The sequence below is a fragment of the Streptomyces goshikiensis genome (assembly GCF_014650555.1).
Classification (GTDB): domain Bacteria; phylum Actinomycetota; class Actinomycetes; order Streptomycetales; family Streptomycetaceae; genus Streptomyces; species Streptomyces goshikiensis.
This window is the reverse complement of record NZ_BMVE01000001.1, coordinates 426,338-446,592: the sequence shown is the minus strand read 5'-3', so window position 1 is coordinate 446,592 and position 20,255 is coordinate 426,338. Positions and strand designations below refer to the sequence as shown.

The window sequence follows — 20,255 nt, the reverse complement described above, 5'->3', positions numbered from 1 at the left end:
GAACGTGAGATGCGCAGGATACTCGTCGTCGGGGCCGGCCAGTCCGGTCTCCAGCTCGCCCTCGGACTCCAGGACAAGGGGTACGAGGTCACCCTCATGTCCAACCGGACGGCGGACGAGATCCGCACCGGCCGGGTCATGTCCACGCAGGTCATGTTCGACACCGCGCTCCAGCACGAGCGGGACCTCGGGCTGAACTTCTGGGAGCGCCAGGCCCCCCGGATCGAGGGCATCGGCGTCTCGGTCGCCGGCCCCGACGGCAGCCGCCCCGTCGACTGGCTCGGCCGGCTGAGGGGCTACGCCCAGTCCGTCGACCAGCGCCTGAAGATGGCCGGCTGGATCGATACCTTCGTCCAGCGCGGCGGACAGCTCGTCATCCACGGGGCGTCGGTCGCCGACCTCGACTACTTCTCCCGTACGTACGACCTGGTGCTGGTCGCCGCGGGCAAGGGCGAGCTGGTGTCGATGTTCGGGCGGGACGCGGCGCGCTCCCCGTACGAGGCGCCGCAGCGCGCGCTGGCGGTCTCGTACGTCCACGGGCTGGAGCCGCGCCCCGAGCACCCGCGGACGGAGGCCGTGCGCTGCAACCTGGTGCCGGGGGTCGGCGAGCTGTTCGTGATGCCGACGCTGACCCTGTCGGGGCGGGCGGACATCCTGTTCTGGGAGGGCCTCCCGGGCGGTCCGCTGGACGTCTTCAGCGGGGTCAAGGACCCGGCGGAGCACCTGGCGCTGACGCTGCGGCTGATGGAGCGGTTCACCCCCTGGGAGTACGAGCGGGCGGCGAAGGCGGAGCTGACGGACGCGGGCGGCACGCTCGCCGGCCGGTACGCGCCGGTCGTCCGCAACCCGATCGGCCGGCTCCCGGGCGGCGGTCTGGTGCTCGGCGTCGCGGACGTGGTCGTCGCGAACGACCCGATCACGGGGCAGGGTTCGAACTCGGCCGCCAAGTGCGCGGCGTCGTACCTGTCGTCGGTCCTGATGCACGGGGACAAGCCGTTCGACGAGGCGTGGATGAAGGCGACGTTCGACAAGTACTGGTTCACGACGGGCAAGCCGGTGACCCAGTGGACGAACGCGATGCTGGGCGTCCCGCCGGAGCACGTGCTGAACCTGATCGGCGCGGCCGGGCAGCTCCAGCCCGTGGCGGATCGTTTCGCCAACGGCTTCGACAACCCGGCCGACTTCGACGCCTACTTCTACGACCCCCAGGACACCGCGGACTACCTGGCAGAAGCCTCCGCGAAGCCCCAGGGCTGACCCCGACGCCTCAGCCCCCGATCCCGGGGGCCTCCGTCCGTATGCCTCGCGGTCGAGCAGGGGGAGCGAAGTGGACCGGAAGAAGACGACGCTCCTGGCCGGTCTCGGAGTGCTCGGGCTCGGGCTCGCGGCCACGGGGGCCTACGCCCTTTCAGGGGGGTACTCCGTGGAGTCCGGCCCCTTCGCCCCCGATCCCCATTGCCGGACGGTCCTCGCGCGGCTGCCCGGTGAACTGCTCGGGAAGGAGCGCGACCCGGTGGAGGGGCGCGGCGTGGCGGGCTGGGGCGGCGGCTCCATCGTGCTGCGCTGCGGCGTCGAGCCCCTCGCCCCCACGGTCAACACGTGCATGAACGTCAACGGCACTGACTGGGTCCTCGACGAGGAGCGGGCCAAGCGCGGCGGGCCGCGGGTGCTCACCACTTACGGGCGCGTCCCCGCCGTGGAAATCGCCTTCGAGGACGACGGCCTCCTGGCGGGGGACGCCCTCGTCGTCATCGACGGGGCCGTGCGGGACCTCCCCCAGAAGTCCAAGTGCCTCAGCCTGAGCGACACGTGACACCTGCCCGAGGGGCTAACCCGGGGCCTCCTCGGCGGAGTAGCCGGTGTCGTCGCCGGCGGCCGGGTCCGAGGGGTCGGGTTCCGGCAGGGGCGGTGGGGTGAAGCGGGTGAGGGGGGTGCCGTCGGAGTCGGGGCGGACGGCGCCGAGGAGCGGGTTCGCGGCGATCGGCGAGACCTTGACCTTCGTTCCCGGCCGGGGCGCCTGGATCACCTTGCCCTCCCCGATGTAGAGCGCCACGTGCGTGGCCTTCGGGAAGTAGACCACCAGGTCCCCGGGCCGCAGCTGGTCCAGCGGCACCCGGGGCAGCCGTTCCCACTGCTCCTGGCTGGTCCGGGGGATGGACCGGCCGGCGTGCGCCCACGCCTGCGAGGTGAGGCCGGAGCAGTCGAAGGACCCCGGCCCCTCGGCGCCCCAGACGTACGGTTTGCCGATCTGGGCGGTGGCGTAGGTCAGCGCCGCGCCGCCCGCGGCGGTGGGCGTACGGGTACGGGGGCTGCCGAGGGCCCCGGACCTCAGCAGCTCCCGCTGTGCGTCGGCGGTGTCGGCGGCCTCCCGCTCGTCGAGCTGCGCGAGCTCACCGGGGGTGAGCGCGGCCAGCGTCCGCTCGACCTCCTTCAGCTGCCGGCCGACCTCCTCCTTGCGCTCCCGCATCTCCCCGACCAGCTCGGCCTTGGTGTCCCGGGCCTTGCGGGCGGCCGCCGCGAGCCGGCCGGTCTGCCGCTCGCCCTTGGCCAGCCGGGCCAGCAGGGCGGCCTGCCGGGCGCCCTCGCGGGCGGCGATACGCCGCTCGTCCAGGGCGGCCTGGGGATCGCCGCTGAGCAGCATCCGGGCGTACGGGGAAAGCCCCCGGGCCCCCTGGTACTGCTCCCGGGCCAGCCGGCCGGCGACGGCCCTCTCGGTGGTGAGGGCCCGGCGGGTCCTGCCGAGCTCGGCGGTCAGCCGGTGCTCCTCGTCCTGGCGGGACCTGAGGGCGGCCTCGGTGGAGTTGTAGGCCTCGGCGGCCTCCTCGGCCTTCTGGTACAGACCCTGCAACCGGGTCAGCAGCGCCCCCACCGGTTCCGCCCGCGCCTGCTGGGGCGGCGGGCCGACGACGAGGAGCGCCGCGGCGACGCAGGCCGCGCGGAGCAGCCGGTTCGACATGTGATCACCTCCGGGCGGCCGATGCTGCCACTCCCGGTATGACAAATCGCCGCCCCCGCACCGGGGGTGCCGCCCGGCTCACCCGTCCGGCCGGTCAGGGGTGGAGGAGCAGGGCCTTGGCGGCCGCGAACTCCTCCGGGGTGAGCAGGCCTTCGCGGGCCAGCCCGGCCAGCTGTGCCAACTCCGCCGGCAGCCCGGCGTACGGCTCCGCCGCCCGATCCGCGGCCCGGGCCCCGGCCCCGCTGCCGGCCCCGGGCTCGCCGCCGGGTCCGGCCGCCCGGCCGACGCCGCCCGGCTCCGCCCCGCGTTCGGCGGGCTCCGACCAGTCTGGCTCGTCGGCGTCGTCCGGCTCGGGGTACGGCGGCTCCTCGGCGTAGGCGCCCGCCTGCTCCGGGTACGGGGGGTGCGCGGGGTACCCGCGCCGCGCCGGCTCCCCGGCGCCGTCCGGTTCCGGCGGCTCCTCGGTGTTGGCGTCGGCGTCGGCGTAGGGGTCGGCATAGGCGTAGGCGCCGGCGCCCTGTTCGGCGGAGCGGGAGCGTCCGGCGTCCCCGTAGCCCGGCGCGGTCCCCGTGGTCGCCCGCGCGAGCAGGCCCCGTAGCAGGGGGCGCCCCGCAGGGCGGATCGCCGCCGACACCGTCACGCCCACCGGTCGGATGAACATCAGGCCGCCCCCACCCGTTCCACCGGGATCCGGACCGAGCCGGCGATCCGCCCGCCCGCCGCCCGTACGGCGATCGCCGCGTCCTCGGCCCACACGTGCTCCACCACCAGCAGCAGCGCGCAGCTGCCCCGGTCCAGGAGGTCCGCCGCCTCCCGTACGTCCTCCGGCCCGATCAGCCGCGCCGCCTCCCGGTGCGCCAGCAGCCCCCGTAGCTCCATGAACTCGTCGAACTCCGCGGCCATCACCTCGCCCGCCGCCGTCTTCGTCGCCACCAGCCCGTCGATCAGCCGGACGACCCCCGCCTTGCGGAGCCCCATCACGGCCTCCACCGCCGGTACCCGCAGCTGCTCCTCGGGGAAGGCGAGGACGATGAATTCCACAGGTCCCATGTGCCGCGGCACCCCACTCCTGACCGTTGCGACCACTTCTGACCGCACATCCGGACATCAGGCAAACGCTTCTGACGACTCTTCGGCACACTATGACATAACCGGACATAGAGCCCGCCCGCTTGCTACGTTTCCGGTATGAGCGCTCTGACGGCGAAGGTGGCCGAGCCCGCCCCGCCCCCGCCCCCCGGCGCCCACGCCCACCGGCGCCGCCGCGGCGTCGAGCTGACGCTGCTCGCCGGCGCCGTCCTCGTCTGCGTCCTCGGCTACCTCTACGTCGCCGTCGCGGACGGCGGCCACCTGCCGCGCCCCACCCCGCGCTACGCCGGCGGCCTCGCCGCCGCCGCGCTGCTCGCCCACCTCGCCGTCCGCCTGCGCGCCCCGTACGCCGACCCGCTCGTGCTGCCGATCGCGTTCCTCCTCAACGGCCTCGGCCTCGTCCTCATCCAGCGCCTCGACCTGACCACCCCCGGGCACCCCACCGCCGGGGAGCAGCTGCGCTGGTCGGCCCTCGGGCTCGCACTGTTCGTCCTCGTCGTCGCCGCGCTCCGCGACCACCGCGCGCTCCAGCGCTACGCGTACCTCTCCGTCGCCGTCGCGCTCGCGCTGATGCTCGTCCCGGTGTTCTTCCCCGCCGTCAACGGCGCCCACATCTGGATCCGCTTCGCCGGGTTCTCCTTCCAGCCCGGGGAGTTCGCCAAGATCCTGCTCGCGGTCTTCTTCGCCGCCTACCTCGCCGCGAACCGCACCGCCCTCGCGCTCGGCGGCCGCCGGCTGTTCTGGAAGCTGAAGCTCCTCCCGGGCCGGGTCCTCGGCCCGATCCTCGCCATCTGGCTGCTCAGCGTCGGCGTGCTCGTCCTCGAACGGGACCTCGGGACCTCGCTCCTCTTCTTCGGCCTCTTCGTCATCATGCTGTTCACCGCGACCGGCCGGATCGGCTGGATCGCCATCGGGCTGATCCTCGCCGCCCTCGGCGCCTACGCCGTCGGCACCTTCGAGCCCCATGTGCACAGCCGCGTCGAGGACTGGCTGAATCCTTTCGCCTCGATCGAGCGCGGCGAGGGCCCCGGTCAGCTCGCCCAGTCCCTGTTCGCCTTCGGCGCCGGCGGACTCCTCGGCTCCGGCCTCGGCCACGGCCAGTCCTTCCTCATCGGCTTCGCCGCCAAGTCGGACTTCATCCTCGCCACCGCCGGCGAGGAGCTCGGCCTCGTCGGCCTCAGCGCGATCCTGCTCCTCTACGGCCTCCTCGTCGCCCGCGGCTTCCGCGCCGGGCTGGGCCTGCGCGACCCCTTCGGGCGGCTCCTCGCCACCGGGCTCGCCTCGATCGTCGCCCTCCAGGTGTTCGTCATCACGGGCGGCGTCACCGGACTGATCCCGCTGACCGGCATGGCCATGCCGTTCCTCGCCCAGGGCGGATCCTCCGTCGTCACCAACTGGATCATCGTCGCCCTGCTGGTCCGGCTCAGCGACTGCGCCCGAAGGCCCCGCCCGGACGGCCCGGACGGCCCGGACGGCACGGAGCCGACGGGCCCGCCGGAGCCGCCGACGGGGCCGGCGGATCCGGCGGAGACCACGGGGGTCGCCCGGTGATCCGCTACATCCGCTGGTGCGCGTACTTCTGCGCCCTCCTCCTCGCCGCCCTGCTCGTGAACGTCGCCCGCGTGCAGGTCTGGGAGTCCGCCGCCGCCGCGTCGAACCCGGCCAACAAGCGGCCCGCGATCCAGCGCTACGCCGAGCGCCGCGGCGACATCCTGGTCGACGGGCGGCCCGTCACCGGCTCCCGCGACAGCGGCCAACTGCTGCGCTACGAGCGGACGTACCGCAACGGCCCGCTCTACGCGCCCGTCACCGGCTTCTCCTCCCAGACGTACGGGACCAGCTTCATCGAGCGCGCCGAGGACCGGATCCTGGCCGGCACCGACCCGGGGCTCTCCGCCTTCCCCCTCTGGTACGAGCTCTCCCGCGGCCGCCCGCCCGGCGGCGACGCGGCGACCACCATCCGGGCCGCGGTCCAGCTCGCCGCCTACACCGGGCTCGGGGGCAAGCGCGGCGCGGTGGCCGCCGTCGAACCGGCCACCGGGCGCGTCCTCGCCCTCGTCAGCAGCCCCTCCTACGACCCGTCCGAGCTCTCCGGCACGGGCGCCCGGGTCAAGGCGGCCTGGGCCCGGCTCAACGCGGACCCGGCCCGGCCGATGCTCAACCGGGCGCTGCGCGAGACGTATCCGCCGGGCTCCACGTTCAAGATCGTGACGGCGGCGGCCGCCCTCGACTCCGGGGTCGTCACCGATGTGGACGCGCCCACCGAGACCCCCGACCCGTACCCGCTGCCCGGCACCAGCACCCTGCTGCCGAACACGAGCACCGGCTGCGCCGACGCCTCGATGGCGGAGGCGGTGCAGTGGTCCTGCAACACCGTGATGGCCAAGATCGGGGTCCGGGTCGGGCTGCGCGGGATGGTGGAGGCGGCGCGCCGGTTCGGTTTCAACGACGGCGGGCTGTACGTGCCCTCCTGGGTGTCGCGCTCGAACTTCGACACCGACATGAGCCCCGACCAGCTGGCGCTCTCCGCCATCGGGCAGTTCAACACCACGGCCACCCCGCTCCAGATGGCGATGGTCGCGGCGGCCGTCGCCAACGGCGGGGAGGTGCTGTCCCCGTACCTGGTGGACCGCACCACCCAGGCCGACGGCTCACAGGTGCGGCGCGGCGACCGGCGGGGCCTCGGCCGAGCCATGAGCCCGGCCACGGCGCTGCGGCTACAGGAGCTGATGGTGAAGGTGGTGGAGGACGGCACCGGCCGCAACGCCGCGATCCCGGGCGCGACCGTCGGCGGCAAGACGGGCACCGCCCAGCACGGGGTCGGCAACGCGGGCACCCCGTACGCCTGGTTCATCTCCTGGGCCAAGGCGCAGGACGCGCCCTTCCCGGCGGTCGCGGTGGCGGTCGTGGTCGAAGACGCCTCGGCCCGCCGCGGCGACATCAGCGGCAACAGCGCGGCCGCCCCCATCGCCCGCGCGGTCATGCAGGCCGCCCTCGCCACCCCCACCCGCCGCCGCTAGCCCACGCCCCGCCGCCCGTGCCTGGCGGCGCAGCCGCGGGAGAGGTGGCTGGCAGCCCCGGGCAGCTGGGCCGCACCCCGGACCGGTTCGCCCGGCGGGGTGGCGTACCCGGCCCCGGCGTCAGCCCGGCCGGTGGCCGTCCGCGATGGCGGCCTCGACCTCCGCCACCCGCTCCCGCTCCTCCGTCGCGAACCGCTCGCGGTCCAGCGCCTCGGCCATCTCCTCGTCCTGGCGCATCAGCAGGTCCAGGTTGGAGTCGCCCATCTCGAAGACGCCCATCTCCAGGTACGCCTTCTGCAACCGCTCGCCCCACAGCCCGATGTCCTTCACGCACGGCACGATCCGGCTGAACAGCAGCCTGCGGAACAGGTGCAGGAACTCCGACTGCTCGCTGAACTCCCGCGCCTCCTTCTTCGAGACGCCGAAGTTCTCCAGTACCTCCACGCCCTGCAACCGGTCCCGCATCAGATGGCAGCCCTCGATGACGAACTCCTCGCGCTCGCGCAACTCCGCGTCCGTCAGCTGCTTGTAGTAGTCCCGCAGCGCCATCCGCCCGAACGCCACGTGCCGGGCCTCGTCCTGCATGACGTACGCGAGGATCTGCTTCGGCAGCGGCTTGTCCGTCGTATCGCGGATCATCCCGAACGCGGCCAGCGCCAGCCCCTCGATCAGCACCTGCATGCCCAGGTACGGCATGTCCCACCGGGAGTCGCGCAGCGTGTCGCCGAGCAGCCCCCGGAGGCTGTCGTTGACCGGGTAGAGCATCCCGACCTTCTCGTGCAGGAACCGGCCGAAGATCTCGGCGTGCCGGGCCTCGTCCATGGTCTGGGTGGCGGAGTAGAACTTCGCGTCCAGGTCCGGCACGGATTCGACGATCCGGGCCGCGCACACCATCGCTCCCTGCTCACCGTGCAGGAACTGGCTGAAGTTCCAGGCGGTGTAGTGCCGGCGCAGCTCGCCCTTGTCCTTCTCGGTGAGTTTCGCCCAGTGCCGGGTGCCGTGGAGCGTCAGTGCCTCGTCCGGGGTGCCGAGCGGGTCGTACGGGTCGACCTCCAGCTCCCAGTCGATCCGCTTGGCGCCGTCCCACTGCTTGTCCTTGCCCTTCTGGTAGAGCGCGAGGAGCCGTTCGCGACCGTCGGCGTACTCCCAGCTGAACCGGGCCGCGCCGGTGGCCGGGACCTGCCAGACGCCCTCGCCCGGGCCGGTGGTGTAGAGCTCGTGCGTCGACACTGACGCCCCCTCGTCTCGCGTACTGCCGTACAAGACCGGACAGTTGGCAGGGTCACACGTTGGTAGACAGCGGGTCAACAAGTCGTGCGCGGGGGATTGACGACCTTGCTGACAGGCAGTCTCATAAGAAGTGACCGCTGGTAACGCCGGAAACAAGGGCGAGGTGCCCCCGCCATGACGACCACCGCAGACCGCACGGGCCACGAGGGCCTCACCGTCCTCCGCGACGCGCTCGGCACGCTCAAGGACCGCGAGGAGATCGCCGCACGGCTGCTCGACTCCTCCGCCAAGCACTCCTTCGACCCCGACAGCGAACTCGACTGGGACGCCCCGCCGATCGACGGCAAGTACTACTGGCCCCCCGAGCTGCTCTCCCTCTACGACACCCCGCTCTGGAAGAAGATGGGCGAGGAGCAGCGCATCGACCTCTCCCGCCACGAGGCGGCCGCCCTCGCCTCCCTCGGCATCTGGTTCGAGATCATCCTGATGCAGCTCATGGTCCGGCACATCTACGACAAGTCCCTGACCAGCAATCACGTCCGTTATGCGCTCACCGAGATCGCCGACGAGTGCCGCCACTCGATGATGTTCGCCCGGATGATCAAGAAGTCCGGGGTGCCCGCGTACCCGGTCTCCCGCGCCAACCACAACCTCGCCCGGGTCCTCAAGACCATCTCCACCACCCCCGGATCCTTCGCCTGCACCCTGCTCGGCGAGGAGGTCCTCGACTGGATGCAGCGCCTGACCTTCCCCGACGAGCGCATCCAGCCCCTCGTGCGCGGCGTGACCCGCATCCACGTCATCGAAGAGGCCCGGCACGTCCGGTACGCCCGCGAGGAACTCCGCCGCCAGATGCTGACGGCCCCGCGCTGGGAGCGGGAACTCACCCGCGTCAGCTGCGGCGAGGCCGCCCGCGTCTTCTCGCTGGCCTTCGTCAACCCCCAGGTCTACGACAACATCGGCCTGGACCGGCGCGAAGCCGTCGCCCAGGTGAAGGCGAGCGGCCACCGGCGGGAGGTCATGCAGACCGGCGCCAAGCGGCTCACCGACTTCTTCGACGACATCGGCATCCTGCGCGGGGTCGGCCGCCGGCTCTGGCAGAGCTCCGGGCTCCTGGCCTGAGCAGGTCGCCGCCCCGGGGCCGCCCCACGGGCTACCCTGCGGGCATGACCGTACGCGCGTACCGCAGGCTGAGCGTCGAGGAGCGGCGGGCCCAACTCCTCGACGCGGCCCTGTCGCTGTTCGCGCACCGCGCCCCGGAGGACGTTTCCCTCGACGACGTCGCCGAAGCCGCCGGCGTCTCGCGCCCGCTGGTCTACCGCTACTTCCCCGGCGGCAAGCAGCAGCTCTACGAAGCCGCCCTGCGTTCGGCGGCCGACATCCTGGAACTCTGCTTCGCCGAACCCCAGGCCGGCCCGCTCACCCAGCGGCTCTCCCGGGCCCTGGACCGCTACCTGGCCTTCGTCGACGAACACTCCGCCGGCTTCTCCGCCCTCCTCCAGGGCGGCAGCGTCGTCGAGACCTCCCGCACCACGGCCACCGTCGACGGCATCCGCCGGGCCGCGGCCGACGCGATCCTCCTCCACCTGGGGGTCCCGCAGCCGGGGCGGCGGCTGCGGATGATGGTCCGCACCTGGATCACCGCCGTGGAGGCGGCCTCGCTGATCTGGATCGACGAGGGCAAACAGCCCGGCATCGACCAGCTGCGGGACTGGCTGCTGGACCAGTTCATCGCCCTCCTCACCGCCACCGCGGCCACCGACCCCGAAACGGCCGCGGCCGCCAGGGCCGCACTCGCGCTGGAATCCCCGCAGGGCCCGGTCGGGGTCCTGGCCCGGCGGGTGATCCCCGTGGTCTCCGGGGCGGCGCACCTGCTGTGACACTGGTGGGGTGAGAAGCGAACCCACCCCCTTCGAGGGCGGCCCGATGGACGGCCGGGTCCTCCCGGTCCTGGTCGGCCCGACCGGGCACCCGCCGAAGTGGTACGAGATCCCCGTCCCGACCCCGGACGGCGGCCCCCCGACGGTCCTGCTCTACGAGCGGGTCCCGGCGGGCTACTCGAAGCGGCTGCACCTCCAGAAGGGCTGGAAGTACGCCTACGCCCCGTCAGGCCAAAAGCCCAAGATCCGCTGGCCCTGGACCAAACCCCAGCCCCCGGCGTAACCAGACCCCCGCGCCTCAAACGCCGGCGAGGCTGAAGACGCCAGCCGGTGTCGGGGGTGGGGTGGGGTGTTGTCCGGGACGTAAAACGTGATTTGTGGCGCGCGGTACCGCCGCACGGCGACAGCACCCGCCCAACCGCCATAAATCATGCAGTCCCGGACAACACCCCACCCCACCCCCGTCACCGGCCCCCGCCGCGGCCCGGGATCACCGGGAGGCGCCGCCGGGGGCGACCGACCCGGGGCCACCGGCCGGGCGCTGCCAGCTACCGGTGGCTAGCCGTCATGCCCCGCCGGACCCCTAGCACCCGGCCGCCGGAGGCCACGGCAGGGTGAGCACGGCCTCCGCCCCGCCGCCGCTCCCCGCGTTGCGGAACTCCAGCCGCGCCCCGATCGCCTCCGCCTGCCCCGCCGCGATCGTCAACCCGAGCCCGTGCCCCTTCCCCCCGCCGCCGCCCCCGCCACCCGCGCCCCCGCTGCGGAACCGCTGTGGCCCGTGCGCCAGCAGGTACTCCGGGTACCCCTCCCCGTGGTCCCGTACGGTCACCACCGGCCCGGCCACCGTCAGCACCACCGGCCCCCGCCCGTGCCGATGCGCGTTGACGACCAGATTCCCCAGCACCCGCTCCAGCCTCCGCCGGTCCGTCTCCACGTGCGCGTCCCGTACGACGACCACCTCCGTGTCCGTCCCCGCCGCCCGCACGACCCGCTCCGCGACCCGCCCCAGCCGATGCAGGTCCGTCTCGACGACCCCGCTCCCGGAATCCAGCCGCGAGATCTCCAGCAGGTCCTCCGTCAGCCGCCGCATCGTCCGCACCCGCTCCCGCACCAGGTCCGTCGCCCGCCCCTCCGGCAGCAGTTCCGACGCCGCCTGCAACCCCGTGAGCGGCGTGCGCAGCTCATGCGCGACGTCCGCCGTGAACCGCTGCTCGCTCACCAGCTTCGCCTGCAACGTCCCCGCCATCGTGTCCAGCGCCCGCGCGACCGTCGCCACCTCATCAAGCCGCGCGGACCGCGCAGACGCACCGCGCCCCGCACCCCCGGCGTCCCCGACCCTCGCGTCCAGCTCGCCCCGCGAGATCCGCCGCGCCACCGTCGCCGTCTGATGCAGCCGCCTCGTCACCCGCCGCACCGCGAACCCGCCCACCAGCAGCGTCCCGCCGATCGCCAGCACCGAGGACCCGATGATCGCGTTGTCCAGCCCCGTGATCGTCCGCGCGCTCTGCTCGTAGTCCACGGCCGTGGCCAGCGCCCGCCCGTCCGCCGGGGCCGCCGCCCACATCGTCGGCCGGCCGTCCCGCTCGGCCACGACCGTCCCCCGCCGCCCGCTCAGCGCCAGCTGCCGCAGCGACTGCGGCAGGGCCGCCGGGTCCAGCCCCGACTCCGGCGGCAGCGCCTCACCCGCCTCGTACGCCCGCGTCGCGTCGTGCAGTTGCTCCAGCGCCTTGTCCCGCGCCGCCGACACCGTCTGACGCGTCACCCCCACGTGCACCAGCACGCCCAGCACCGCCGCCAGCGAGCAGCACATCAGCACGATGAAACACGCCGACTTCCAGGTCAGCGAAGCACTCCAGGCGGGCAGCCTCACGCCGCCCCACCCGAACCAGTCGCCCCACCCGAAGCACCCGAACCACTCGGCACCCGCACGATCTGCTCCCGGGTCGGCAGCATCGTCCGCTGCCCCTCGTCCCACGACCACGCGGTGATCAGCTCGTACCCCGGGTTGCCGCTCGGCATCCGCAGCACCACGTCCCGCCCGGCCAGCTCCACGCTGACCAGCGTCTGCGTCGTCGCCATGATCCGGTTCAGCCGCCCGTCGGGATCGGCCGTGTAGACCCGTACGGACATCATCTTGTCGGGCAGCTCGATGCCGACCACGACCTCGTCCCGCCCGTTCCCGGTGAGGTCCCGGTAGTAGGGCTTCAACACGGGACACCCCGAACCCGAACCCGCACCCTCGCCCGCATCCGCACCCTCCGCCGCGCACGCCCGGATCGCCGCAGCCGTCTCCTCCGGCATCCCGTCGGGCCCGACCTCGGCCCCCGGGCGCGCCCGCAGCTCCGCCTGGACCAGCGCCACGGGGTCGACCTCGTGCACGTTCTGGTTCCGGACCCGCGGCAGCCCCTTCACGTACTCCGGCGGCGCCCCGCCCGGATCGGCGGGCGGTACGTCGGCGCCCGCGCGCTCCGGCCACAGGTGTACGGGACCACGGGCGGTCGGGACCGGCCCGGCGCTCGCCAGCCCGCCGGTGTCACCGCAGCCGGTCAGCAACGGCAGCAGCGCGGGCAGCAGCAGAACGGCTGAGGCGGTACGCAAGGGAAACATCTTCACGGCCCCGAGGGCCCTTTCTGCATGGCGGTCGTATGACGTGACGATCGGTCCCGTCAACCTTATGCAGAGGAACGCCCCTTTTGCCCCCGTGTCCGCGCGCTGGACACTCAGCCGCTCGTATGGCCCCGGCGCAGCATCGCGAAACCGAGCCCGGCGGCGCCGGTGGCCGCGATCCCGCCACAGGCGGCGAGCAGCAGCAGGCCGTCGCCCGGCCCGCCGGCCGGCGCGTCCGGCCTCAGCGCCTCGGCCGCACCCGCCCGCCCGGCCGCGACCGCCCCGCCCTTCCCGTCCGCCCCGGCCCCCGAAGCGGCCCCCGCCCCCACCGGCGCGGCCCGCTCCGACGCCCGCTCCGACGCCACCACGACCTGCCCGTCCCGGACCCCGGTCTTGTGCCCGCCCCCGTCGATCCGGTGCGAGCCGTCCGCGGCCGGCCGGGTCTCGCCGACCCACGAGGACAGCCGCCCGTCGGGCCGCAGCGCGGCGTGCAGCTCGCCCGCGTCGCCCCGGGCGGGCACTCCGTCGCGGCTGGTGAGCGTGGCCACCGTCGCCCCGTCGCGCAGGATGTCCGCCTGGTACGCGTTCTTCGCGACCCGGTAGACGCGCGCGGTGGACACCCCGTCCGCCAGCGAGAGGCTCTTGAGCAGGACCCGCTGCGAAGCGGTGACGGCGGGGGCGCCCGAGGCGGCGGCCGCCGGCAGTCCCTCGGCGAGGGCCGCGGCGGCGGGCAGCGCCAGCAGGCTTCCGGCGCATGCGGTCACGGCGGCGGCGCGTACGAGGGTGCGACGGCTGACGGTGCTCACGGAAACCCTTCGGTGGTCGGCTGGCAACGGGAGGCGGCCGGACGGGCCGCCACGGGCCGCACGGGCCCCGCCACCACGCCCGACCCCGACGGCGCCAGACCCGACGGCCCGGCCCGGACGGCCCCGGCCCCGACGGCCCACGGCCAACCTAGACGCCCGCCGTTGCGAAAGGCCGGTGACCGTGTAACAGCGAGGCGGCGAGGTCCCGGCGGAGTTGTTACACGAACGCCGGGTTGTCCACAGGTACTCAACCGGGGGATTGCCGCACGCGCCCCGGCCTGCTCCCATGGACGGCGGGGGTGAGGACGATGCGGGGACTCAGAGTGCTGCCGAGCGGCCGGCCCGGCCGCGGCAGGCTGTATGTGAACCTGCCCGACGGCCAGGCCGTGGCCTGGTACGACCGGGAGACCAACCGGATCAGCGTGCTCCGGGACGAGCACCGCGAGGCGGTCCTGGCGGCGTTACGCCCGTACCTGCACCAGGGCTACACCCTGGGCCCGCCCCCCGTCCCCACGCCGGTGGACCTGCGCAGACTGGCCCTCCCGCCGGATGAGGACCTGGCCCCGAACCGCCCGGGCGAGGCCCTGCTCGGCGAGCTGGCGTACGGCTCGGCCGGAGCCAGGGCCCGGCACCGGCTGCGCCCGGAGGTACTGGCCCAGCAGCGGATGGGGGAGGAGCTGGACGCCCTGGAGTCACCCGACTGGCGGGTGCTGCATGCCGTGGCGCTCCCCGGGGCCGGGGTGATCGACCACCTGGTGATCGGCCCGTCCGGCATCCTCTGCGTCCGCACCGTCCCGGGCCGCCGCCAGCGCGCGGCCGTCGGGGACCTGCTGCTCACGGTGGGCCGCGCCGAACCCCGCCAGGACCCTCGCTGGATCCGGCAGGCCGCCGCCCGCGCGAGCCGGGCCCTGACGGCGCCGGTGACCCCGGCGCTGGCCCTGGTGGAGGCCTCCCGCATCGAGGTGGCCCCCACCGTGCGCGACATCCGCGTCCTCCAGCCGGCCACGGCCCTCCCGTACCTCTCCGAGGCCCCGGCGACCCTCAAACCCCCGGATGTCGAGGCCCTGTTCGCCCTGGCCCGCGACCGCCGCACCTGGGCGGGGCGGTCCGCCGGCCCCGTACCGCGCGGGCCCCGCCGGTAGCGGGGGAGCCCCGCGCGGGCGCCGTCACCGGATGGGACGGCGCCGAGTGTCGCGCGCCCGGACCCCGGCATAGCCTGAGGGCCCCAGGGAAGGAGCCACCCATGAGAGCCACCTGGAAGGGGGCCATCTCCTTCGGCCTGGTCACGATCCCGGTCCAGCTCTTCACGGCCACGGAGGAGCACGACATCCCGCTCCGCCAGGTGCACGAGAAGGACGCCTCCAGGGTCCGGCTGCGGCGCGTGTGCGAGGCCGAGGACGTGGAGATCCCGTACCAGGAGATCACCAAGGGCTACGAGGCCCCGGACGGCAGCATGATCATGCTCTCCGACGAGGACCTCGCCGACCTCCCCCTGCCCAGCAAGAAGCTCATCGACGTGCTGGCCTTCGTCGACGCCGGGAGCATCGATCCGCTGATGTTCTCCAAGGCGTACTACGTCGGCACCTCCGACAAGGCCGCGGCCAAGCCGTACGCCCTGCTCAGGGAGGCCCTGACCGAGTCGGGGCAGATCGCCGTCACCAAGATCGCCATCCGCTCGCGGGAATCCCTCGCGGTGCTGCGGGTGCACGAGGACACGCTCGTCCTCCAGACCTGCCTGTGGCCCGACGAGGTCCGCCCGGCCGCCGGGATCACCCCCGAGGGCGATGTCACCATCCGCCCGCAGGAACTCCAGATGGCCAAGTCGCTCATGGAGATGCTGTCCCAGGACTTCGACATGTCCGCGCTGCACGACGACTACCAGGAAGCGCTCCAGCAGGTCATCGAGGCTCGGCTGCAGGGCATCGAGCCCCCGCACGAGGAGGCGGCCGCCCCGGCCGGCGGAAAGGTCATCGACCTGATGGCTGCCCTGGAGAACAGCGTCCGCGCGGCCCGCGAATCCCGCGGCGAGCCGGGATCGGGTGCCGAAGCGGCGCAGGTGCACGAGCTGCCCGTCCGTACGGGGGCCGGCAAGACGCCCGCGAAACGAGCCGCGAGGACGGCGTCGAAGACAGCCGCGAAATCCGAGGCCCCGGCCCGCAAGGCGACCGGCTCGGCCGCAGCCAGGAGCGCGGCCGCGCCCAAGGACACCGGCGGCAAGAAGACGACCGCGAAGGGGACCACGGCCAAGAAGACGGCATCGAAGACGGCCTCGAAGACGACGAAGAAGGCGGCCTCGAAGACGGCCACGGCCAAGAAGACGCCACAGAAGCGCGCATCGGCCTGAACCGACGTCCCCCCACGCCGGACGCCCTGAACCGCCCCCTTTGCCCCGATCCATGGCAGTCTCATCGTATGGCGCCGATCACGATGGTGGAGGGGCGTCGCATCTCCCTCAGCAATCTCGACAAGGTCCTGTACCCCGAGACCGGCTTCACCAAGGGCGAGGTGCTGCACTACTACGCCACCGTCGCGGGATCGCTGCTGGCCCACGTCCACGACCGGCCGGTGTCGTTCCTGCGCTACCCCGACGGCCCGGACGGCCAGCTGTTCTTCACCAAGAACCCGCCGCCCGGCACCCCCTCATGGGTTCCGACCACCCCCGTGCCCCGCTCCGACGACCCCGCCGCCGAGCAGATCGTCGTCGCCGACCTGCCGTCCCTGATGTGGGCCGCGAACCTCGTCGTCGAGTTCCACACCCCCCAGTGGACCGTCGGCAGCCCCGCCGTCGCCGACCGTCTGGTCTTCGACCTCGACCCCGGACCGCCCGCCACCGTCGTCGAGTGCTGCGCCGCCGCACTGTGGCTGCGCGGTCGGCTCGCCGCCGACGGCCTGGACGCCTACGCCAAGACCTCCGGCTCCAAGGGCCTCCACCTGGCCGTTTCCGTGGAGCCGACCGCCTCCGACCGGGTGTCCGCGTACGCGAAGGCGCTCGCCCAGGAGGCCGAGCGCGAGCTCCCCGGGCTCGTCGTCCACCGGATGGCCAAGGCGCTGCGCCCCGGAAAGGTGTTCGTCGACCACAGCCAGAACGCCGCCGCCAAGACCACCGCCGCGCCGTACACGCTGCGCGCCCGCGCCCGGCCCACCGTCTCCGCGCCCGTGTCGTGGCAGGAGGTGGAGGCCTGCCGCACCCCCGCCGACCTGGTCTTCCTCGCCGGTGACATCCCGCCGCGGCTGGCCCGCGACGGCGACCTGCTGGCCCCGCTCACCGACCCCGGCCGCGCAGGCCGCCTCCCCGGCGGGACCCCGCCGTGATCACCGTCGCGCTGGCCGAAGCCGTCACCACGCTGCCGCGCGCGCCCGGACTGGCGTACGAGCCGAAGTTCGACGGACACCGGCTGGTCGTGGTGCGGACCGTGGAGGACGTGGTGCTCCAGGCCCGCTCCGGCCGCATCGTCACCGCCGCCTTCCCCGATCTGGCGGCCGCCGCCCGCCAGTTGCCCGCCGGAACCGTCCTCGACGGGGAGGTGGTGGTGTGGCACGAGGGCCGGACGGACTTCGCCCTGGTCCAGCGCCGGGCCGCCGCGACGGCCGCGCGGGCCGCCGTGCTCGCGCAGAGCCTGCCGGCCTCGTACGCGGCGTTCGACGTCCTGGAGCTGGCCGGGCTCGACCTGCGCGCCCGCCCGTACGAGCGCAGGCGCGCCCTCCTCGTCGACCTGCTGCTCCCGCTCGGCCCGCCGCTCCAGCCGGTGCCCATGACCACCGACCCGGAACTAGCCGCGACCTGGTACGAGACGCTGCCGGCGAGCGGGATCGAGGGCCTCGTCGTCAAACGGCTGGACCAGCCCTACCCGGCCGGGCGGCGCTGCTGGCGCAAGCTCCGGCACACGAACGTGCGGGACGCGGCGGTCGTCGGGTACACCGGGTCACCGCGCCGACCGGTGGCGCTGGTCCTCGTACTGCCGGTCGGGGACGAGACGCCGCTGGTGTCGAGCCCGCTGACGCCGGCGCTGCGGGCGGAGGTGGCGGCGGTGGTGGCGTCCGGCCCGGGAGCCGTCGGCGCCGCCGGTGCGACCGTCACGGCGATCGGCCTCGGTGAGGTCCCCTTCCGGCCGCTCGACCCGCCGCTGACGGCGGAGGTCCGGCACGCCTCCGCACGCCACCCGCCGCCGGAGGTACTCCGGCTGCGCACGGACCTCTAGGAAGGCGGTCCGGATTTCGTGATGGCTAGGCGTGGGCGCCGCGCCCCGCGTCCGGGGGAGCGCCGGGCTGTACGTGCGGGTGCGGCCCCTTCACCTGCTGGTGGCCCGCTTCCCGTTCGGCGCGCACCTCGTCCGGGTGGGTGGAGGTGGTGGAGCCGAAGTTGCCGTAGCCCTGCATCTCGTGCGGCCGAAGGCCCCCCTCGGGGATCTCCACCGGGTCGCGCTCCTCGCGGACCTCGTAGACCGCGCCGCCGTCGGGCAGGTGCGGCTGGCTCTCGGGGGTGGGGGGCGGGGGCTCCTTGGCCCGGACGCGCTGGCCCAGTTTGAAGGCGCCGAGCAGGAACCCGACGATGACCAGCCCCGCGAAGAAGAACCACACGATGTGGCTGATGATCGCGTCCACGCTGAGAGTCATGTCCATACGGTCAGTTTCACTTACTTATGTCTGATATGCGCACCTCTGGCCGGATGGCTTGACCCGTTCGGGGTACGCGCCAAGAGCAAGCGCACCCCGGGCGGAAGGAGCCCCCGTCATGCCCCGCGGATCTTCCCCGAAGCGGGAACGCCAGTACGAACACATCAAGGAAAGCGCCGAGCGGCGCGGCGAGTCCGAGGAGCGGGCCGAGGAGATCGCCGCCCGGACCGTCAACAAGGAGCGGGCCCGGGCGGGCGAGTCCAAGACCGCGAGCAAGCAGTCGCTGGAGGACATGTCCTCGTCCCGGCGCGGCGGCCTGCACTCCCACTCGGGCGCGCAGGGCCCCACGTACGACCAGCTCTACGCCGAGGCCAGGCGCCGCAACATCCACGGCCGCTCGGACATGAACAAGGCCCAGCTCGAACGAGCCCTGAACACCACCTGACCCTCACCCGCACCATCAGCCACGCAAGGGCCCGTCGGAATCCCGCACCCCGCGGGCGTCCCGCCCGCCGAGCACCGCCAGCATCTCCGCGCAGATCGCCAGCGCGGTCTCGGCGGGCGTCCGCGCCCCGAGGTCCAGCCCGATCGGCCCGTGCACCGTCTCCAGCCGGGCCTGCGCCACCCCGGCCGCCAGCAGCCCGTCCCGGCGCCGGGCCGTGGTCCGCCGGGAGCCGAGCGCGCCGACGTACGGGATCCCGAGCGCGAGCGCCGCGCGCAGCGTCGGAACATCGAACTCCGGGTCATGGCTGAGCATCGCCAGGCAGGCCGCGTCACGCCGCGCCGCCAGCACCTTCTCCGCCTCCGCCGGCTCCGTCACGATCACCGCCTCCCAGCCCAGCAGCCCGGCCTGACGGGCGATGAGCTCCCCGAGCTCGCCGCCCCCGCCGATCACCACGTACGGGGCCGAGGGATACGCCTCCACCAGCACCAGCCCCGACCCGCCGTACAGGGCGTCCCGCCCGGGCCGGCGCGTCGCCAGCAGCTCACCCGCCCGCCGCTCGGAATCCGTACCCGGTACGTCGGTGGCCCGCACCACTTCGCTCACGGCCCGGTCGGCCCCCTCGCTCAGCCGGGTCACCAGCGCCACCCCGACCCCCTCGGCGAGCAGCTCCCACCACGCCGCCGGCACCGAAGCCAGCGGCTGCAGCAGGATCTCCGCCCGGCCCCCGCAGGTCAGCCGCGCCCGGGCGGCCTCGTCCGCCCCGACGGAAACCTCGCACACCCGCGCCGTCTCCCCGTCGCGCAGCGCCCCGGCCTCGGCGACGAGCTCCGCGTCGAACACCCCGCGGTACAGCGCCCCGACGCACTCCCCGCGCGGATCGATCAGCACCGCCCCGGCCGGATCCCGCGGCCCGAACCCCTCCTCGGCCACGGGCCGCGCCAAGAACCCGCCGCGCCCCTCGGCCGCCCACAGCCGCGCCGTCTCCGCAAGCTCCCGCATCGCGATGCCCCATCCTCGTCGTCAGAGCCGCCCAAGCCCCGGTCGCGGCCTCACCGTCAACCTACGCACGCCCCCCACCCCAATCCACCCCCCAAACCCCCAACCCCACCCACCCCCCCTCGTACAGACCACCGGAACCCCCACCACTGCGAGTGCCCGCCGCTCGCCCGCCACGGCGCCCGTTGGGGCAAGCGCCGTGGCGCGGAACAAGAACCGGGGTGGCAGATCCCTTGGAGCGGCGAGCGCTCGCGAAGACCTCGCCGGGATCCGTTCCTGCACAGGTGAGTTGCCCAACATCGGACCCTCCGCGCAGTACGGCTACGTCGAGCACGCCGACGCCCGCGCCTACGCCGACCAGGCCGGGCAGGCGGTCTCCGCCAGCCAGACTTCGACAGCGGTGCCGCGTCCGCCACATGGGAAACCGGGCTGACAGAGGTGGCCACGCGCAGGCGGCCAGGGCAGAGCGGGCCGCCACGAGCCCCCTGCCGACCCCACGAGTTCGTCATCGGAGGCCGACCGAGGAGGGCCCGGGTAAGGGCCCGCAGGGTGGCGCCGTTGCTCAACGACGTTGTCAGTGGGGCGTGTGAGCCTAGGCGGCATGATGCACTC

Annotated in this window: 21 protein-coding genes; 12 read left to right on the top strand and 9 right to left on the bottom strand. The window is 73.8% G+C overall.

Translation table 11 applies throughout. The features are described from left to right. The first annotated feature begins 9 nt into the window (after positions 1-9). Entirely contained in the window at positions 10-1,257 is a 1,248-nt protein-coding gene (locus IE248_RS01995) for a styrene monooxygenase/indole monooxygenase family protein (RefSeq protein WP_073798252.1), read from the top strand. A 70-nt stretch (positions 1,258-1,327) separates the two neighbouring features. Then, the gene (locus tag IE248_RS01990; protein ID WP_190029842.1) at positions 1,328-1,813 is read left to right on the top strand and encodes a DUF3515 family protein; all 486 of its coding nucleotides are present in this window, start codon (positions 1,328-1,330) and stop codon (positions 1,811-1,813) included. Positions 1,814-1,828: 15 nt separating this feature from the next. On the opposite strand, the gene IE248_RS01985 is transcribed toward IE248_RS01990, so the two are convergent. The 3 genes from IE248_RS01985 to IE248_RS01975 all read right to left on the bottom strand — a co-directional run bounded on the left by IE248_RS01985 (position 1,829) and on the right by IE248_RS01975 (position 4,006). Next, the gene (locus tag IE248_RS01985) at positions 1,829-2,956 is read right to left on the bottom strand and encodes a C40 family peptidase (RefSeq protein ID WP_073798253.1); all 1,128 of its coding nucleotides are present in this window, start codon (positions 2,954-2,956) and stop codon (positions 1,829-1,831) included. Positions 2,957-3,050: 94 nt separating this feature from the next. Beyond that, on the bottom strand, positions 3,051-3,617 hold the full coding sequence (locus IE248_RS01980; RefSeq protein WP_190029841.1) for an SHOCT domain-containing protein: 567 nt from the start codon (positions 3,615-3,617) through the stop codon (positions 3,051-3,053). After that, entirely contained in the window at positions 3,617-4,006 is a 390-nt protein-coding gene (locus tag IE248_RS01975; protein ID WP_037791263.1) for a DUF6325 family protein, read from the bottom strand. Before IE248_RS01975 ends, IE248_RS01980 begins: the two co-directional genes overlap by 1 nt. A gap of 138 nt (positions 4,007-4,144) precedes the next feature. On the opposite strand from IE248_RS01975, the gene IE248_RS01970 reads away from it, so the two are divergent. Both IE248_RS01970 and IE248_RS01965 read left to right on the top strand, forming a co-directional pair. Further along, complete coding sequence (locus IE248_RS01970) at positions 4,145-5,596, top strand: FtsW/RodA/SpoVE family cell cycle protein (RefSeq protein ID WP_229895088.1); 1,452 nt, start codon at positions 4,145-4,147, stop codon at positions 5,594-5,596. Next, positions 5,593-7,065 (top strand): penicillin-binding transpeptidase domain-containing protein, encoded by a 1,473-nt coding sequence (locus IE248_RS01965; RefSeq protein ID WP_190029840.1) that lies wholly within the window; start codon positions 5,593-5,595, stop codon positions 7,063-7,065. Before IE248_RS01970 ends, IE248_RS01965 begins: the two co-directional genes overlap by 4 nt. Before the next feature lie 120 nt (positions 7,066-7,185). Here the strand turns inward: IE248_RS01965 and IE248_RS01960 are convergent, their stop codons facing one another. Further along, positions 7,186-8,295: a ferritin-like domain-containing protein gene (locus IE248_RS01960; protein WP_100582684.1), complete on the bottom strand. Its 1,110-nt coding sequence runs from the start codon at positions 8,293-8,295 to the stop codon at positions 7,186-7,188. Between the two features lie 174 nt (positions 8,296-8,469). On the opposite strand from IE248_RS01960, the gene IE248_RS01955 reads away from it, so the two are divergent. The 3 genes from IE248_RS01955 to IE248_RS01945 are packed head-to-tail and all read left to right on the top strand — an operon-like array spanning position 8,470 to position 10,458. Continuing rightward, positions 8,470-9,417: an AurF N-oxygenase family protein gene (locus IE248_RS01955; RefSeq protein ID WP_073798257.1), complete on the top strand. Its 948-nt coding sequence runs from the start codon at positions 8,470-8,472 to the stop codon at positions 9,415-9,417. A 44-nt stretch (positions 9,418-9,461) separates the two neighbouring features. Beyond that, positions 9,462-10,175 carry a TetR/AcrR family transcriptional regulator gene (locus tag IE248_RS01950; protein WP_073798258.1) on the top strand — a complete coding sequence of 238 codons (714 nt, stop codon included), beginning with the start codon at positions 9,462-9,464 and terminating at the stop codon, positions 10,173-10,175. Positions 10,176-10,185: 10 nt separating this feature from the next. Next, the gene (locus IE248_RS01945) at positions 10,186-10,458 is read left to right on the top strand and encodes a DUF8847 domain-containing protein (RefSeq protein ID WP_073798259.1); all 273 of its coding nucleotides are present in this window, start codon (positions 10,186-10,188) and stop codon (positions 10,456-10,458) included. A gap of 300 nt (positions 10,459-10,758) precedes the next feature. On the opposite strand, the gene IE248_RS01940 is transcribed toward IE248_RS01945, so the two are convergent. The 3 genes from IE248_RS01940 to IE248_RS01930 form a co-directional block, all read right to left on the bottom strand. After that, positions 10,759-11,985: a histidine kinase dimerization/phospho-acceptor domain-containing protein gene (locus tag IE248_RS01940; protein ID WP_190030057.1), complete on the bottom strand. Its 1,227-nt coding sequence runs from the start codon at positions 11,983-11,985 to the stop codon at positions 10,759-10,761. Positions 11,986-12,041: 56 nt separating this feature from the next. Next, complete coding sequence (locus IE248_RS01935) at positions 12,042-12,782, bottom strand: hypothetical protein (RefSeq protein ID WP_229895129.1); 741 nt, start codon at positions 12,780-12,782, stop codon at positions 12,042-12,044. 113 nt (positions 12,783-12,895) lie between these two features. Further along, positions 12,896-13,588, bottom strand: coding sequence for a hypothetical protein (locus IE248_RS01930; protein ID WP_190029838.1), 693 nt, complete (start codon positions 13,586-13,588; stop codon positions 12,896-12,898). Positions 13,589-13,896: 308 nt separating this feature from the next. Between IE248_RS01930 and IE248_RS01925 the strand changes: the two genes are divergently transcribed. The 4 genes from IE248_RS01925 (at position 13,897) to IE248_RS01910 (ending at position 17,787) form a co-directional block, all read left to right on the top strand. Beyond that, positions 13,897-14,730: a nuclease-related domain-containing protein gene (locus tag IE248_RS01925; protein ID WP_190029837.1), complete on the top strand. Its 834-nt coding sequence runs from the start codon at positions 13,897-13,899 to the stop codon at positions 14,728-14,730. A 101-nt stretch (positions 14,731-14,831) separates the two neighbouring features. After that, entirely contained in the window at positions 14,832-15,932 is a 1,101-nt protein-coding gene (gene ku / locus IE248_RS01920; RefSeq protein WP_190029836.1) for a non-homologous end joining protein Ku, read from the top strand. A gap of 68 nt (positions 15,933-16,000) precedes the next feature. Further along, entirely contained in the window at positions 16,001-16,900 is a 900-nt protein-coding gene (ligD, locus tag IE248_RS01915) for a non-homologous end-joining DNA ligase (RefSeq protein WP_190029835.1), read from the top strand. Next, positions 16,900-17,787, top strand: coding sequence for an ATP-dependent DNA ligase (locus tag IE248_RS01910; RefSeq protein WP_190030056.1), 888 nt, complete (start codon positions 16,900-16,902; stop codon positions 17,785-17,787). Before ligD ends, IE248_RS01910 begins: the two co-directional genes overlap by 1 nt. Positions 17,788-17,812: 25 nt before the next feature. Here IE248_RS01910 and IE248_RS01905 read toward each other — a convergent pair whose 3' ends face one another. Beyond that, entirely contained in the window at positions 17,813-18,202 is a 390-nt protein-coding gene (locus IE248_RS01905) for a DUF6479 family protein (RefSeq protein ID WP_229895086.1), read from the bottom strand. A 118-nt stretch (positions 18,203-18,320) separates the two neighbouring features. Between IE248_RS01905 and IE248_RS01900 the strand changes: the two genes are divergently transcribed. Beyond that, a complete protein-coding gene (locus tag IE248_RS01900; protein ID WP_073798266.1) occupies positions 18,321-18,647 on the top strand; it encodes a plasmid stabilization protein in 327 nt (108 codons plus the stop codon). A 15-nt stretch (positions 18,648-18,662) separates the two neighbouring features. On the opposite strand, the gene IE248_RS01895 is transcribed toward IE248_RS01900, so the two are convergent. Next, positions 18,663-19,646, bottom strand: a complete 984-nt coding sequence (locus IE248_RS01895) for an XdhC family protein (RefSeq protein ID WP_190029834.1) — start codon at positions 19,644-19,646, stop codon at positions 18,663-18,665. Positions 19,647-20,255: the final 609 nt, after the last annotated feature.

Bases quoted from the DNA above. Each gene is read 5' to 3' on its own strand.
- ku (WP_190029836.1), top strand. From the start codon at position 14,832: ATGAGAGCCACCTGGAAGGGGGCCATCTCCTTCGGCCTGGTCACGATC.
- ligD (WP_190029835.1), top strand. From the start codon at position 16,001: ATGGCGCCGATCACGATGGTGGAGGGGCGTCGCATCTCCCTCAGCAAT.
- IE248_RS01995 (WP_073798252.1), top strand. From the start codon at position 10: ATGCGCAGGATACTCGTCGTCGGGGCCGGCCAGTCCGGTCTCCAGCTC.
- IE248_RS01985 (WP_073798253.1), bottom strand. From the start codon at position 2,956: ATGTCGAACCGGCTGCTCCGCGCGGCCTGCGTCGCCGCGGCGCTCCTC.
- IE248_RS01970 (WP_229895088.1), top strand. From the start codon at position 4,145: ATGAGCGCTCTGACGGCGAAGGTGGCCGAGCCCGCCCCGCCCCCGCCC.
- IE248_RS01940 (WP_190030057.1), bottom strand. From the start codon at position 11,985: ATGTGCTGCTCGCTGGCGGCGGTGCTGGGCGTGCTGGTGCACGTGGGG.
- IE248_RS01950 (WP_073798258.1), top strand. From the start codon at position 9,462: ATGACCGTACGCGCGTACCGCAGGCTGAGCGTCGAGGAGCGGCGGGCC.
- IE248_RS01895 (WP_190029834.1), bottom strand. From the start codon at position 19,646: ATGCGGGAGCTTGCGGAGACGGCGCGGCTGTGGGCGGCCGAGGGGCGC.
- IE248_RS01925 (WP_190029837.1), top strand. From the start codon at position 13,897: ATGCGGGGACTCAGAGTGCTGCCGAGCGGCCGGCCCGGCCGCGGCAGG.
- IE248_RS01935 (WP_229895129.1), bottom strand. From the start codon at position 12,782: ATGTTTCCCTTGCGTACCGCCTCAGCCGTTCTGCTGCTGCCCGCGCTG.
- IE248_RS01900 (WP_073798266.1), top strand. From the start codon at position 18,321: ATGCCCCGCGGATCTTCCCCGAAGCGGGAACGCCAGTACGAACACATC.
- IE248_RS01955 (WP_073798257.1), top strand. From the start codon at position 8,470: ATGACGACCACCGCAGACCGCACGGGCCACGAGGGCCTCACCGTCCTC.
- IE248_RS01975 (WP_037791263.1), bottom strand. From the start codon at position 4,006: ATGGGACCTGTGGAATTCATCGTCCTCGCCTTCCCCGAGGAGCAGCTG.
- IE248_RS01905 (WP_229895086.1), bottom strand. From the start codon at position 18,202: ATGACTCTCAGCGTGGACGCGATCATCAGCCACATCGTGTGGTTCTTC.
- IE248_RS01980 (WP_190029841.1), bottom strand. From the start codon at position 3,617: ATGTTCATCCGACCGGTGGGCGTGACGGTGTCGGCGGCGATCCGCCCT.